Raw genomic sequence first — 14637 nt, 5'->3', positions numbered from 1 at the left:
ACTGTGGGGTGCCTTCGAGAACCACGGCGAAATCATCGCTGAACGTACTACGTCTGAGCGGTATTTTGATCTGCGACCCTCCGACTTTCTCGCGCCGTTGAACGACCGGCTCGTCATCGAATGGGACAATCCCCCGCAGCTGGCACCGATGGGCCAGCGCAAACACCGCTGGCCCATCCCCCTCTCTCCAGGCACGAGCCCAGGCCGGCTGGAATCGACGCATGATCTCGATGTCATGTTTCGCTCGTTCCCCCTACCCACGAAGAGGTGTAGGACAACCACGACCTACGGGACGACCCGAGAAAGGAGACGTACAACCCCCATACACTGCCAGCGGAGGGCCACCCAGCCACGGCTCTGAACCCGCTCTCCACAACTGAACAGGCCAACCGGCGGCCAGGCACATGCCGGCACCACATCAGAGGCTCCTGTCAACAATTGTCAACACGTTAAAGCAAAAACCCCCTCCGACGAGGGGGTATGCCGTGCCCGAGGTGGGACTCGAACGGGATTCCAAGCCTTGTTGATGCGGGGAAGCAGCGGAAACATGCGGAATCCGGGCCGGTCCAGCGGCTGTACGAAGCCGTCCGAGGTGGAAAGTGTGGACATTGTCCACACTTCTTTTTGGTCGACGGACCACTAACGAGGACCCGATGCTTCCCCTGCGCACTCATATCCAGCGACTGCAATCGGCTGCTGCGGCCCTTGCAGATTGCCTGCTCGATGACACCTGTCCGTCCTTGTGAAACCCCCGGCCGCGATGAAGCCGCGACCTCCAAGGCACGACTTCCCAGCGGCCCCGCCGCCGAAGAGCCTCATGGCCGTACGTGAGTGCGAGGCGGCCGGAGACTCCTCTTCAAGAGCGCGGAATGCATGCCAGGACGCGGTATCCGGTATCGGGCCGAGCAGGTATGTGAGCTGGGCACCGTCTTCGAAGAGGAGCTGCCGGTTCGACCCCTTCAGCCGCGATCTGCCCGTACTTTTGCGCAGGCTCTTTCCGACTGTAGCCGCAGTTTTAGAGCTCCAAGGGCAGCGCGTACGCGATGCTGAGGTCAGCGACCCCTTTTTTCGTCCCTGGAATCCCGCTCCACCTGAAACCGCTCAACAGCTGGTTGAGGATCCGAGCGACCTCAAGTTTTCATATGCGAGCCTTGGTCGCTTTCTGCGAACCCAGCTTGCGTGTCCCGATTCGCAGGAGCTTTTAGCGCGTCCTGCTGCCGACCACGGTGAACCGGCAGCAGAATAGTTGCCATGACTACCGACAAGGCTTCTCCACAGCATACAAAGACAGATGTGGAACACACGGCGCAAGAGTCGGTGGGTAAAGCAGGCAATGAGGCTTTCAAAAACATCGTTGTGGAACCGCCCGCCATGGCCACGATGCAACGCATCCTGGAACAAGCCGGCAACCAGGCTTACAAAAACATCGTTGTGGAACCGCCCGCCATGGCCACGATGCAACGCATCCTGGAACAAGCCGGCAACCAGGCTTACAAAAACATCGTCGTGGAACCGCCCGCCATGGCCACGATGCAACGCATCCTGGAACAAGCCGGCAACCAGGCTTACAAAAACATCGTCGTGGAACCGCCCGCCATGGCCACGATGCAACGCATCCTGGAACAAGCCGGCAACCAGGCTTACAAAAACATCGTCGTGGAACCGCCCGCCATGGCCACGATGCAACGCATCCTGGAACAAGCCGGCAACCAGGCTTACAAAAACATCGTCGTGGAACCGCCCGCCATGGCCACGATGCAACGCATCCTGGAACAAGCCGGCAACCAGGCTTACAAAAACATCGTCGTGGAACCGCCCGCCATGGCCACGATGCAACGCATCCTGGAACAAGCCGGCAACCAGGCTTACAAAAACATCGTCGTGGAACCGCCCGCCATGGCCACGATGCAACGCATCCTGGAACAAGCCGGCAAGCTGCATCTGCGTGATTTTCCAAGTCGCTTTACTGGAATAGCAGCAATTCAGCGGATCCTGGACATGCCTGATGGACCTCTACTGCAACCTCCTTTAAGCGCTGACTTGGAAGTGAAGGAAGTTGCCAACAAGCTTCGGGACGAAGCAGATGAGCAAGTCATCCTTGAAATAGACGCGGCATACAGCCAGGTAGTCATTTCGGCCGTTGCACAAAAGGATCCTGTCAGCGACCTAGCGCTGACAATCCCTTTCCACGACCGCTACAGCAGGGCAGCGCTGCAGCTGGCCGTTGTAACGGCCTATATGTCTGCTTCCTACATTCTGGGGTTGGCCGCAGCTCTTTTCCCTCCACTTTCGGCCGCTCTCTGGATGTCGGGCTACACCCCGGATCCGAAGCTCGCGTGGAAAGCCACAGGAGCAGCTTATGACCGAATTTTCTCGCGGGAGAATAACCATGTCCCCTCGGAGCAGCCGAAGAACAACGTCTGGTGACCCCTAACCCTTTGCCCCTCTATGCAGTCGCGCAGACACTCTGAACCCAACGCGGTAGCCACCACTTCATAGGATCTTGACTGTCCGCATAGGAACCTCGCCTTCCGAAAGAAGCGGAACGGCGATGTCTGCTAAGTTTTCACAGCCGTGTCCTCAGTGAACCTTAGTCAAACCGTGCTCTGTATCGTGGCGAACGTAAATGATTCCGATCGAAGGGACGTGTTGTGGCGCAGGGTGACATCGAGACGCATTACGAAGACGGTACGTGGAAGAACCGAGCGCGAGGGCTTTATTTCGGCTTTCACCTCTCACGGCACCAAGGCAGAGGCAACCGCTCAGGGCCGCGAAGCGGCCTTGAAGACAAGGTGAAGCACGTCATCAAGAACCAGGACAGCACCATTTCCGAGAAGAACAGTTACGGTAATGATCCACGAAACGTCCCCGGCTAAAGCAGCCGCCCGGCGGGCGGCGGATAAGTGGCGAGGAAGCCTTTCGCTGACAATGGCTTCTTTCGCTTAACGCGTTGACCCCAAACTTGATGGTGCATCCGCTGCTGCCGCAATCAGACAAGTTTGCCATGCAGCGGAGCGGTCGTGCTGGCAGTTATGCGCCACACATTCCGGCCACCGATCTTTGTTACCCCGGAGTTCGCCGGATTTCAACAACGCTCCGATCTGGCTCACGGACACATTCAGTTCCTCGGCTACCTGCTCAACGGTGACGAACCGGTACTTCGTGGTTTTATCGGACACTCGTCCATGGTAAGAGGGCGACCAGATTCTGAACTTCAACACGCTAGGTCGGGCGGCGCCTGCCCGCAGCACCGCCCGGCCCTTGCTGCGGGGTCGACAACAGCCCCGGCCGTCGTGGGGGATCAAAGGCCGCTGCGTTTACTCCGCACCGTTCAGCAAAGCTCGGTAAAGGGATGGACGCACGAATAGCCGGTGCTCATCTTTCCGGGCTGACCAGCCCCGATTACTCGTTAAGGCGTGGGTGGGCACCGTTCTAAGACCAGCCGGCGTTATTGACGGAACGGAATTTCGCTGCAAGTGACCTTGATGTCATGCAGACCATAGAATTCCAACAGCTGCTTCAAGCTGGCCGTCGCCTGGACTCTGTACGGGGTTGGGCCGATACGAATTTCCCGGATCGGCAGCCTGCCGGCTTTAGTAGCAAAGCGTTTTTCATCCGGATCAATATTCTCTCCACGCAGCGAGGTGAGCTTCACATACGGTACGAGCCCATAGGGACCTGTACGGTGGAAAACAAACTTCCAGGCGGGGTTGGGCCAAACGATGATCCGTTCTTCGAGTTCGTCACGGAAACCATCATTTTTGATCAGATCCAAGTCCTCATTCATGAAGAAGGGAAAAAGCCAGACCCTGAGCTTGCCTTTCTCAGCGGGTGCCAAGCGTTTCTCGACACCATCACGAAGCTTCTCAAATACCGTAGTGATGATCTCCGACTGCTCCTTCAGGTCGTAAACGACGGATTTCCATTCACCGCCCTCTATGAATACGTCATCCGGGTCATAGGTGCGAAAAGGGATTCCTTCCTCGTCGTATTCGATCGCGTCGTCACCGTAGCCGGCGGGAGGATTTGGGTGCTCGTCCTCTTCGAGCCTTGCCAAGGGCACCAAGGACTCGCTTCGATCTAGCCCGACTGCAAAGCTGACTTGATGACGGCCGTAGTAGCGCCACATGGTCAGGCTGTCAGGGTCGGAGGACGCTGATAAAACGAAAGAATCACGTGATCTTGCCTTCACCTCAGGGATGTACTCCTCCAGCATTTGCGTGACCTCTTCAGAGAGATCACGACGCTGGTCCTCAAAGTGGTTTCGAAGCTGGATGCTGCCGCTGAGCAGCTCGTTCATGTCATTCATGAAGGCGGCTGAGCCCGCCCACAGTTCGTTGTTTTCTAGAATGTTCATCAAGGCACCACCGTCGGTGTAGTGCCAAACAAGTTCAGTCTCTTCTTTCGCCATACCCAAAGCATATTTGCAGCGGGTAGGTCCAGTGGACAAATGCAGTGATCCGTTGACCCTTTCCCCCTCCGCCCCAGACAACTAGCCCATGGCAAACAGGACGAAGCCCCAAGCTGTTAGCGGCAGTTATCGACCGACTGGCCAAGAAGTTTCCGGACACTCCACGCCCAGGTCAAGAGATCGTCAGCGAGGAATACCCCGCAGTTAAAGACGGGCCAACGTGCGTTGTTGGGATTCGCGGCCCAATGCGTCGAACGAAGTGACAACGTTGCCACCCAGGAAGAATGGGCTTGAGAAAACTGATCAGACATCGCGGCCTTGTGCATGCTGTCAATCACCGTGCCAGAGGCAACTCAGTCATGCAGCTCCGCCAGCAGATTGGCCAAACTGGAACTACGCAGCGCGGCCTCGATTGCAAATGACCTTCACGGGAGCCCCAGCTAGACTGGGAGTTGTGGCAGGATTGCCGGGTGACTCCTCCCATAGCCTATTTTCAGGCTGCAGCAACCGCCATCCCAGCATTGATGATTGCCGTCGCGGTAGGCATGAGACGTGGGCACAAGCTTGCAGAGCTCAGTGGGACAAATGCAACCCGCCGCATTATGAACCTCAACGTGGTTTTGCTTCTCTTTTTTCTCATCGGGGCTGGCGAAGTCAACGCTTTGCTGGCTATTGCTACGAATGGCGGCACGGCAGTCCAGGGCTACTGGGCCTACCAGGGGATTATCCTGGCTTTTGCCCAACTGGGACACGAGCTCGTGACGCCAGTACTGTCAGGTATAGAGGACAAGAAGCTATTATGGGTCGGCAGAATCTACACAATGATTTTGCCGCTGGTTGCTTTGGCTTACGGGCAGGCCGTCTTCTTCGGCCCGGATTACAATCTCATGATTATCACTCAAAGGTGCATAGATGAATTGCGAGAGCGGTTCGGATGGTTAGCCTCGACGGCTGAAGTCATCAAGCTGAATCCAGTCTACAGCCTGTAGTTGTTGAAAAGGTAAAAGCAATAACCTTGGCTATGCTCGAAATGGGTGCGAATTTGGGGCCAAGGCCCACCACTGGCGCCAGGAACTCAATTGCCCGGATACTGTCTAGAGAATTGCGATACGGTCGCGGACGGTGAGGTCGGCGGCTCTCTTGGCGGGCGATCGGCCGAACAAACCCGGTAGATCGATCGAAGGGCCGACAGATCTGCCACAGCCTGTGGCACTTTCGCCAGCTAACCTGTGGGCTATGCGACATATGGGCGCTTATCGGCAGACTGGTCCGCGTAGCCGTGCTCAGCCGACGATCGCGTGAGCTGCAATGTTCCGCAGGCTCCGCTGGGGAGCGGTCATCTGCGGACGGCCCGCCCCCACTTGATTTCAAGGTGCGCGTCGATGACACGGCCAAGACCAACTTGAAAGCACTCGGCCGACCGCCACTGAACTCCCACCTCGGAATGACCCTGCATATGTAGAGCGCTTCCTGATCGGCGTCATGTCGCTATGGGCACTCACATGCATGAGTAGATATGGGCCCAAGGAGGGAAGACCGCATGGCTGCGATCAGTCGCAATAAAGAAGATTTAAGTGTGGACAATGTACACACCTTCTTTGGCCTGACAAAGCATCGGCATGGCCGGCTTCCTCGCCCAAAGAACGAGCCGAAACCAAACAACTTAGACGAAGGATCTCGAAGTCATGTTGTCCTCGTGCCCCCTACCCATGAAGAGGTGTAGGCCAACCACGACCTACCTGAAGAACTAGGAGAGGAACGAATAACCCCAGTTCAGAGCAAGCGGAGGGCCGACCAGCCACGACCCTAAACCCGCTCCCCCACAACCAAACAGGCGACCCGCGGCGCCAGGCACACCCCGCGGCCAGTGTCAGAGGAACCTGACCAACAAGAATGTACACACATTAAAGCAAAAACCCCCTCTGACGAGGGGGTTTGCTGTGCCCGAGGTGGGACTCGAACGGGATTCCAAGCCTTGGAAACACTGGGAAGTGGCCGAAACATGCGGAATCCGGGGCAATCCGGTGGGTGTACGAGCCAGTCCGAAGCGAGAAGTGTGGACACTGTCCACACTTTTTTGGACTGAGCCTCCACTCCGAGGTCCTGGACGGGGTTCGAGGGAGAGCCTTGCGCTACTACCGGAACCACGTCCGCGACCTGTTCAAACGCCTGTATGCCGGTTGCATCGCCAACCGGTGTGCTGACGCCGCACCGTCGTGTTCATAGGCAATAAAGTGGTCTCACCTGTCGTGGCCAGACACTTCAGGCAAATGAAACTTTGTTGGATTTGGTCCTGTTACATCGCCAGCACAGAGTCTGCAAGTTATCCGGCGTTGACAAGCCACCCTTGGACACCGGAAGAATGTGGTCCACTTCCAGGAGCAGGTGAGGTTCTGCCGCTACCGAAACGGAGCAGTACCGACAGGCGTGATTGTCGCGGGTCTTGATGTAGTTGCGTAGCCTGGTCGTCATCAAGGATCGCTGTCCTGCCGCACTTTTCTTCCACCGAATCTTCTGCGACAGCAGATCAATGAGTGCGTCAATAGTCTTGGCGTCGAAGGTGACGGTAGCCCGCTGCGAGCTATTCCCGCCGGCACTAACGTACTCAAAGACGTACACGGGATACGGAACCCATATGGGCGATAGTTCAACACCCACTTGCGCCATGAACTCATCTCCAAAGTACTTCAGGATGAATGCAGGTGGGTTAATCGAGTTAGCGATGCTGGCCTCGCGTTGGCGCAGGTTTGCGATGGCGCCTTCCAGCCGTGCTATGTCGTCGCCCAGACTCTCCACATTCGCGAGGTCAGCCTCTTCTGCCTTGATATTGAAGTACTTCATTACGTACTTGAGCGGGTCGACACTGGCATTACGTACTACCTGCAGGGAACAGTTATGCACGTTCGGGGCTTGATGATTCGCTACGTTCCGGTCGCGCCGATAGTTGTAATGGCTTGTGTTTTGGAATGATGCCAAATGAGCTTGGGCGCCGGCGGTTGAAGCGCCGACCTGGAAGATACCACTCCTCCGGATCTCCGCAGCATATTGGGCGACCTCGTTGTGCTCAGCGACCACCGAGCCGATCGCAGCTCTGTGCGCTTGAAACTCATCACTTGCAAAGTAGCGTCTCTTTCTAACGTTGCGGATCACCTTCGGCAGCGCGATAGCCAGAACGACAATGACGATAAGCAGTAAAACTTCCATCGTGATTCGGTATCCCCATTTGGTCTTCATGTTGAACAGGCGGACTGGTAAAACTACTGCGCTTCGCTGCGTGCAGTGCAGACCGAAATCGCAACCGAGTCAGCCTTGGCGGCACAGAGCACGCCGTACAACGGAAATCTTATCTGCGTGCTGTGACATGATCCGAGAGCCACACCCGTTGAGGGTTCTGGCCCTAATGTCTCGGGTAGGACGAACAACTACCTGGCAACGCGTTGAGGGGTCAATGCGAGTTACATGTCCTGGTCAGGTTATGAGTGGATAAAGGCCCAGCCCCGGGCGTCTGCTCGAAACGGAGTGGAATCGGCACGCCAGCGATTCGGCCCACTGAAACCGCCTCAATCTCATATAGTTCTTCAATGACCACGGAAAGTCTGGCAACGAAGGCTCACGAACTCGCGGAACAGAGAGCGCTTTGGCGTGGGCAGGCCGCCTCAATCCCGGGTCTCTTGGGAGGTAAGGGTGTCTGGGTCCCACTTGTTCTAGAACTCGTGAGGCAGGTCGGTAGCGAACGCCTGATTGACCTGAACGCGAAACCCGTGTTGTCATTCGACGCAGCCGAAATAGAAGTCCGCAACGGTGGCGCATCCCCAAAGCCTGACGTTGCTTCATGGCGCGAGTACTATGGCTTTCTTAGAGGTTTAAGACTCGTCAAGAACGGCAGTTTGGGACTCGAGCTCACCCCGAAGGGTTTGGAACTTGTGTCCGATCCGACGCCGCACCGTCTCGCCAGCATCTTTGCTGAGCGGATCCGCCTGTTCACAGAAACACTATCCGAAATCGCCCAAGAGCCGCTCACGATTGATGACGTGGATGAGCGAATTCGCCGCCTATACAAGACCTCGTGGCGGAGCAACGGCGGCACTCGGAGTCGAATGGACTGGCACGACGTTCTTGGCCTCATCGAGGCTGTAGGAAACAGGCGATGGCAGATAACGACCTTGGGCCGGACATTGCTTGAGGACCGCTTGGTTGTGACACCCGAGTCCTTTGACTATGAGCACGAGCCAATCGTCGAGATCGCAGAACCCCCTGTTGAGATCACCGCACTGCTCGCTGAATTCTTGACGTCAACCCGTACCCACGAATCGCGAAGCACCTACAACATCTGGGTACCGAGTCCGCCTTCGAGTCCCAACAAAGTAGAGAATCTCAGAACAATCATTAATGTAGCACTGGAAAAGATTGGTCGAGAGGAACTTTTCTCATTTATCAGCGATGCCTTCAGCTTGAGAAGGAGCAGCGTGGACTCCATGCTGCCATTTCTGCGGGCTTCGGGGGTTCTTATAGAAGTTGGTCGAGGAATATACGAGGCAACACCTGCAGCAAAAGCGTGGATTGAGTCAGGGGATGACCTCAACTTCATCAGAATTCTCCACGTAAACATGCGCTTTGTGGGTGAAATGATCCGCGCCGTTAAGAACGATGCAACACGCAACGAGGTATATTCCGAGGCGGCCGCGTACGGCCTCAATACAGACAAGTGTCGCTGGATCGCCAGTTTCCTGCTTAACACAGAGTTGATCGAGGAGCCACGGTACGGAAGTCTTCGGTCGACACCTCGCGGTAATGCCTTACTCGCAGAACTGCCCCTAGCGGAGGTTCCCGCTTTGCGAGGGGAACTAAGCACTCCAACGCACTCTGGAAGTCAGACAACTGACGGGCCACCACCAGCTTTGAGCACTGAACTGGCAAGACTCTCCCGGGACCCACAGGCTGCCGGACATTCGCCTGGCCGAGCGTTCGAGAATGCCATTCGGGACGTCTTTCTCGCGATGGGGTTCGAGGCACGCGTTATCAGCGGGTCGGGTGACACGGATGTCCTCGTCAAATGGCGCGACCCTGATGGCTCTCCAAAGACGGCGATAATCGAAGCGAAAGCACGATCAATTGGCAATGTCGCACACACGGACATCAGCGATGTAGCGCTTGAGACACACAAAAATCGGCACGATGCCAATTTTGTGGCAGTTGTTGGGCCCGCCTTCAGCGGCGAAACCCTTAAGAACATGGCCTACCAAAGGGAATGGGTACTACTGGAAGCTGAACGTTTGGGGCACCTTGCCGAAGCATCGATCGCCCTGGGACTCCAGCCCTTCGAGATTGGGCAAGTGTTCTTAACCCCTAACGGAGTAACCGAACTCGACGACGGGCTGGCAGCGCGTCGTCGCGAACTGGACATAGTGAAATTCGTAGTCGTCAAACTCGCCGAAGAAGAACATGAGACCGGTGAACCGCTTTCCGCCCGTGATATTTCTCGGGATGGACGCAAAACAGAACTAGCACCTAGTGTCGAGGAGATCGCCGTTGCCATCGAAACAGTGACGCAAATGCAGAGCGACGCCTTGAGATTAGTCGATACCGCAGATGACCCAAAATTCGCAACATACGTTCTCGGCAACGTGCCCGCCGCCGCGCGCCGACTGCGTGCTCTCGCCGACGCCCTAGAAACTCGAGGCACCAATTCTGTGGAATGACTCCTGCCCGCGACCGCACGTGACTCCAACTGGCGCAGGATGCGCCCGCTTCGACAGTTTCACTCACCTGTGTGGTTCCTGCTACTTGGGGCTGTCCGCCCCATCATGAGGCCCAGAGCGCCTCCATGAGATCGACCTCAGAAGCAAGCCACGGTCCCCCACCGATCTCACCACTTTCGGCGTTTTGGCCGCGAGCTATCCCTCTTGTCCCGCTTCGCCGGGAGAGTGCCATGCGGTACCTGAGCTAAAAGTCGGTCCGCCCTCTGCCTCGGTGGACCGCGCGCTCTGCCCCATCACATACCCTGCTACCTGCCCAATTTGAGTACGTCGGAGCCTAGGCTCATCTTCTAAAGCCAGCCCATAAACCTGCTCAATCTTTATCTGGAAGAATCGACTGTATGCGTGAGCAAAGCACACCGGAATGGGAAGAAAATTCCACCTACACCGGGAGTTGGTGGGCCCCAGATTGCCCAGAGTTAGCGTTCCATGGGAATCTGGAATTCAAAGGACGAAAACCTGAATTGCGGATTTCTGCTGACGTATTCGGCCAACATCGAGTCGTGCATGGGAAATCTCGGGTAGTTCACGGCAAACTCGAGACGGGCGAAAAGTTAACGCTCTGGGACCTCAGTGGTCATCCTCTGCGGTCTCTCTACAACGGAGATAACGGGACAGAGAACGTCAAGACGTTCACTTACGCAATTCTGGGTGATCATCTAGCGGGGCCTGAAGAGACCCGCTTGCGCTACTCCGCATATCGCATGCGAGGGTTGGGGACCTGGGCGGCAATTGATGCCCCAATTCCGTACGCCACACCCTATGAAGAGTTACCGAACTACCATCCGGTCGTGCTCAGCATCCCAGACGATGAGACAGATACTGAATATTTGGTTGAAGTTCGCATAGAGAATCCTCGCCGTCTCGAGGCGGAGGAAGGAAACTCGTACGGAGTAATCAGTAGCTTTACCGGCGAAGACGCTCGAATAGTTTTTGCGTGTGAGCCGCCTGCGCCCGCCCGCATACACGACCTTTTGCTGTTCGATATGCAGGCCCTTCTCACATTCTCCTATCAGGGTGGTGCACCCATTGAATCGGAGTGGTTGGCCCTTGGGAATCTCGATGACCAGCTGAACGTCATGCGGGAAGATGCCTTCACTGGGCATCCACCTACCGAACATATTTTCCGAGACGCCATGGTGCTGACTACTGCCGCCCTCGAACCGCGCGAACTGCTCCCGGCCTGGTGGAGAGTTGTTGAAGAACTCTATCCGGCAACGCAAGTCATAACCCTGTATCACCACGGGCCTCATGGTGTTCTGGAAAATTCTGTGTCATCTGTTATTGCCATGCTAGAAAATCTGCATGCGAAAATTGGTCCAACGACGACCAGGTTTGAGCAAGGCTTCCTGCGAGCACAGGCAAAACCTCTCAAAGCGGCTCTAAGATCTGCCTTTCCCGGCAATGAATACGCCCGTTTCCGCGAGTTCATGTACGAAGCCCTGCAAAATGACCGGCCGACACTCGAAATTCGGCTTGAAGAGCTTGTATCCGCGGCAACACCCGAACGGCTCGCGCTTATGCACATCGACCCAACTCAGTGGATTGAAGATGTCAGGCTAGTCCGCAACCCGCTTGCACACACTTCCTCACATGTAGGCCGTAGAGGGGGAGGCAACTCAGTGGTCCTAAGACGAGTCAACGCTCAGTCCCGAGCCATAGCCACCATGCTCGTCCTTGGACAGATGGGCTTGGGCAGCGAAGCCCTCGACATAGCCGCCACCGCGCTCTCTCGGAAATTACAGCACCTCCAACCTCAGTGAACTGAATAGACCCCAGCTATAACCACTCGAGGTACCACTAGTTATTACCGTTCACCTCACCGCTATAGCTTCAATCGTGCCGATAACGGCGCCTAAGACATGCGCCGAACGAACGGCCGACTCCATTCGCGCTATGGATGCGTTAACCGGCAATTGACCGCTGTGCGTTACACAGGCAAGGCCTCTGCCTCCGGTGTGCTGAGGCGGAATTCTTCGGCGGTGGGTTGTTCGGTGAATTCCACGAGTTCGACGTGGTGTTCTTTCAGCACTTCCAGTACCTGGTGCGGGGTGACCCGGAAGAATTCGCGACGGAGGTTGACCTTGTTGACGCGCTGCTCAGCGAACGTCCGGTGCAGCATTGCCTCGGTGGCGAGGGCATCGTCGGAGTAAAAAAGCGCATGTACGTCGAAGCGGAACGGTACGGACGCATCTCCGAGTTCGTTGACCCGGTCCATGGGCTCCAACCGGCGGGTCATGCCGATCTTGACCATGTTTTCCCCGAAAGCGCCGATGTTGGAGATGACGTACACGTAGCCGGCGCGAATGTTCGCAGCGCGCCGTTCCACGTCGGCGAGGGCGAGTTCGTCTTCAGCGATTTTGGCGCGCATTCGTTCTGCGCCTTCGAGGTCGCCGTTGGCTATGAGTGCGTCCAGGGTTGCCTGGTGCATGGCCCGTTCCTTGGCGAGCTTTTGCCGGGCGGCGGCGAGTTCCGCTTCGGCTTTCTTCTGCTCGCGCAGATCTTCGCGTCGGGCGCGCTCCAGTTCCTTCTCCGCGGCAAGAGCTTGGAGGTGTTCCGCGGCGAGCACCATTTCCTGGATGCGCAGGTGGTGGTAGGTCTCGTCGACTCGTAGGTCAATCATGGTGCCTTGTCGTTCGATCTGTTCTTTCGCCTTGGTCAGGCGCGCCGTCGCGGTTGCCAAGTTTCCAGCTTTGACCGTTTTCACGCAGTTCTCGGCTTCGGCGTTATAGGCACGCAGCATGATGGTCGACATCTGGTTCACGAACTTCATGCCCTGCTTCGCGGAGTTGTTGAACGTGAAGTTCGACGTCGCGTGGATGGCCTGCTTTGCCCGGGCCATCTCCTTGTATTGGGCACGGACGGAATCCAGCCGGGCAGACAGGTGAGCGGAGTGTTCTGCTGGGTGGTCGAAGTCAAAGACTCCGACTTCCTGCAGCGCGGCCGAGGCGCGAGCGGTCACCAACTGGCCTTCGGCTTCGGCAAGTTCAGAACGCAGGGAGTGCAGTTGAGACTGAAGCCGTTGGTTCTCAGATGCCCATTCCCTGCGTTCGTTCTCAGCAGTGCGGCGAAGCTCATCCCGGCTGGCTTCTATCTGGTCGAACTCGAGCAGGCCACGCTCATCCAGGATCCTTTGCAGCCGCTCGACATCGGCGAGGGCGGTCTCGGCTGTCTTCTTGGCACCGAAGAATCCGACCTTGCGCGTGCCTCCAACGCGTCCCTGATTCAGTTCCTGCGGTTCCTGAGAATGTTGACGCGCCGGGGCCGGCTCCCGGGGAGCAGTCGGTAAATCCGCCAGCTGTGCGGGCTGGACAGGTTGGACGTGATCGGTCCAGCGCATGCCGTCCCAGTAGCGGACAAGTGCAGAGTTTTGAGGGTCGGTGTACCAGCCGGCGGGAACGCTCACAAAGGGACCTATCGTCGTCGAAACATAAACTGCTGGGTTCATCACCCAGCTGTTCAGATCAACATGCCTAGCTCCCCCAGCATGATCTTGCCCTACCCGTGCCGGAAAGCTGAAGAAGTCTCCAAAACATTTCGTGCCGCAATTCAAAATCCACGAACATTTCTGGCGGGGTCAAGGGAACGCGGGCATTTGACTCTTCCGCGGGAACTCATATTTTCCCAACAGCATGACGGTTCGACACCGCTGAACCGGCTCAACTGCCCACGGCGTCAAAGTTGCGGGCCCTGAACAAGTCTCACGCCCGACCACTTTTCCTTGCTGGACCACCCGCTCTCTCCAACCGACCGACTCACCTCATCCATAAATTCCAAGGCGCTGACGCGCCGACCCGGCCCGGAACTTCGCTCGGCGCTCTTACGTCGCTCCCATCCTGACGAACTTTCCGGCGCTCCCGGTCCCCCAGGTTGCACTACAGCCCCTACCCCAGCGCCCAGGTCCCCTAACAGAAGGACACCCAACCCCAACAAACCACATGCACACCGAATTAGGGCAAGGAACAGGACCATGAACGCGCTGACCATCAAAAACCCGGCAGATTTACTCAGCTTCATCGGACACACCCTCGGCTTCTGGCCACAGGTGAGCCTCGTCTGCATCACCCTCGGCAACAGCAAAGTAGGTGCAACGCTCCCCATCGACCTCTCCCGCCAGCCATGCCACGAAGTCCTCTTCGCCCGGACCGTCGCCAGCGACCTCACAAATGACTCCAAAGCCACAAGCATTGTCTTCGCCCGGTATACCAGTGCCGCTTCCGAACCTGGCCAGTCGAACGCCCACACCGCGACCATCGCAGCGCTCACCGGAGTCGTCGCAGAAACCGGCGTCACCATCCGCAACGGAATCTTCGTCGGTAGCGACACGGCCGCCCCCCTATGACACCGGAGCGGGCCAAGACAGAACCCTGCCCCTCAGCACCACCGAGTACAGCCAAGTCAACGCCGAATTCATCTACCGCGGCAGCACCATCGCCCCCCACTGACCAAATCACCCTGCCACCACGAACG

At 57.0% G+C, this 14637-nt stretch carries 8 protein-coding genes; 5 read left to right on the top strand and 3 right to left on the bottom strand.

Annotated elements, in window-relative coordinates:
- Nucleotides 1–1251 precede the first annotated feature (1251 nt).
- Nucleotides 1252–2427 (top strand): hypothetical protein, encoded by a 1176-nt coding sequence (locus ABQM86_RS09750; RefSeq protein ID WP_369746493.1) that lies wholly within the window; start codon nt 1252–1254, stop codon nt 2425–2427.
- A 1021-nt stretch (nt 2428–3448) separates the two neighbouring features.
- Here ABQM86_RS09750 and ABQM86_RS09745 read toward each other — a convergent pair.
- Nucleotides 3449–4411 carry a hypothetical protein gene (locus ABQM86_RS09745; RefSeq protein ID WP_369746492.1) on the bottom strand — a complete coding sequence of 321 codons (963 nt, stop codon included), beginning with the start codon at nt 4409–4411 and terminating at the stop codon, nt 3449–3451.
- Between the two features lie 470 nt (nt 4412–4881).
- Between ABQM86_RS09745 and ABQM86_RS09740 the strand changes: the two genes are divergently transcribed.
- Nucleotides 4882–5400 carry a hypothetical protein gene (locus tag ABQM86_RS09740; RefSeq protein WP_369746491.1) on the top strand — a complete coding sequence of 173 codons (519 nt, stop codon included), beginning with the start codon at nt 4882–4884 and terminating at the stop codon, nt 5398–5400.
- Between the two features lie 1273 nt (nt 5401–6673).
- On the opposite strand, the gene ABQM86_RS09735 is transcribed toward ABQM86_RS09740, so the two are convergent.
- Nucleotides 6674–7645 (bottom strand): HNH endonuclease, encoded by a 972-nt coding sequence (locus tag ABQM86_RS09735; protein WP_369746490.1) that lies wholly within the window; start codon nt 7643–7645, stop codon nt 6674–6676.
- A 347-nt stretch (nt 7646–7992) separates the two neighbouring features.
- Here ABQM86_RS09735 and ABQM86_RS09730 point away from each other — a divergent pair, with 347 nt between their 5' ends.
- Complete coding sequence (locus ABQM86_RS09730) at nt 7993–10110, top strand: restriction endonuclease (RefSeq protein ID WP_369746489.1); 2118 nt, start codon at nt 7993–7995, stop codon at nt 10108–10110.
- A 398-nt stretch (nt 10111–10508) separates the two neighbouring features.
- Nucleotides 10509–11930 (top strand): hypothetical protein, encoded by a 1422-nt coding sequence (locus ABQM86_RS09725; RefSeq protein WP_369746488.1) that lies wholly within the window; start codon nt 10509–10511, stop codon nt 11928–11930.
- Nucleotides 11931–12097: 167 nt separating this feature from the next.
- Here ABQM86_RS09725 and ABQM86_RS09720 read toward each other — a convergent pair whose 3' ends face one another.
- On the bottom strand, nt 12098–13573 hold the full coding sequence (locus tag ABQM86_RS09720; RefSeq protein ID WP_207597238.1) for a DUF4041 domain-containing protein: 1476 nt from the start codon (nt 13571–13573) through the stop codon (nt 12098–12100).
- A gap of 564 nt (nt 13574–14137) precedes the next feature.
- On the opposite strand from ABQM86_RS09720, the gene ABQM86_RS09715 reads away from it, so the two are divergent.
- Entirely contained in the window at nt 14138–14509 is a 372-nt protein-coding gene (locus tag ABQM86_RS09715; protein WP_369746487.1) for a DUF4192 family protein, read from the top strand.
- The last annotated feature ends 128 nt before the right edge of the window (nt 14510–14637 follow it).

Source organism: Paenarthrobacter sp. AMU7 (genome assembly GCF_041200195.1).
In the GTDB taxonomy this organism is placed as follows: domain Bacteria; phylum Actinomycetota; class Actinomycetes; order Actinomycetales; family Micrococcaceae; genus Arthrobacter.
This window is presented reverse-complemented; position numbering and strand designations above follow the sequence as displayed.

Bases quoted from the DNA above. Each gene is read 5' to 3' on its own strand.
- ABQM86_RS09750 (WP_369746493.1), top strand. From the start codon at position 1,252: ATGACTACCGACAAGGCTTCTCCACAGCATACAAAGACAGATGTGGAA.
- ABQM86_RS09745 (WP_369746492.1), bottom strand. From the start codon at position 4,411: ATGGCGAAAGAAGAGACTGAACTTGTTTGGCACTACACCGACGGTGGT.
- ABQM86_RS09735 (WP_369746490.1), bottom strand. From the start codon at position 7,645: ATGAAGACCAAATGGGGATACCGAATCACGATGGAAGTTTTACTGCTT.
- ABQM86_RS09730 (WP_369746489.1), top strand. From the start codon at position 7,993: ATGACCACGGAAAGTCTGGCAACGAAGGCTCACGAACTCGCGGAACAG.
- ABQM86_RS09725 (WP_369746488.1), top strand. From the start codon at position 10,509: ATGCGTGAGCAAAGCACACCGGAATGGGAAGAAAATTCCACCTACACC.
- ABQM86_RS09715 (WP_369746487.1), top strand. From the start codon at position 14,138: ATGAACGCGCTGACCATCAAAAACCCGGCAGATTTACTCAGCTTCATC.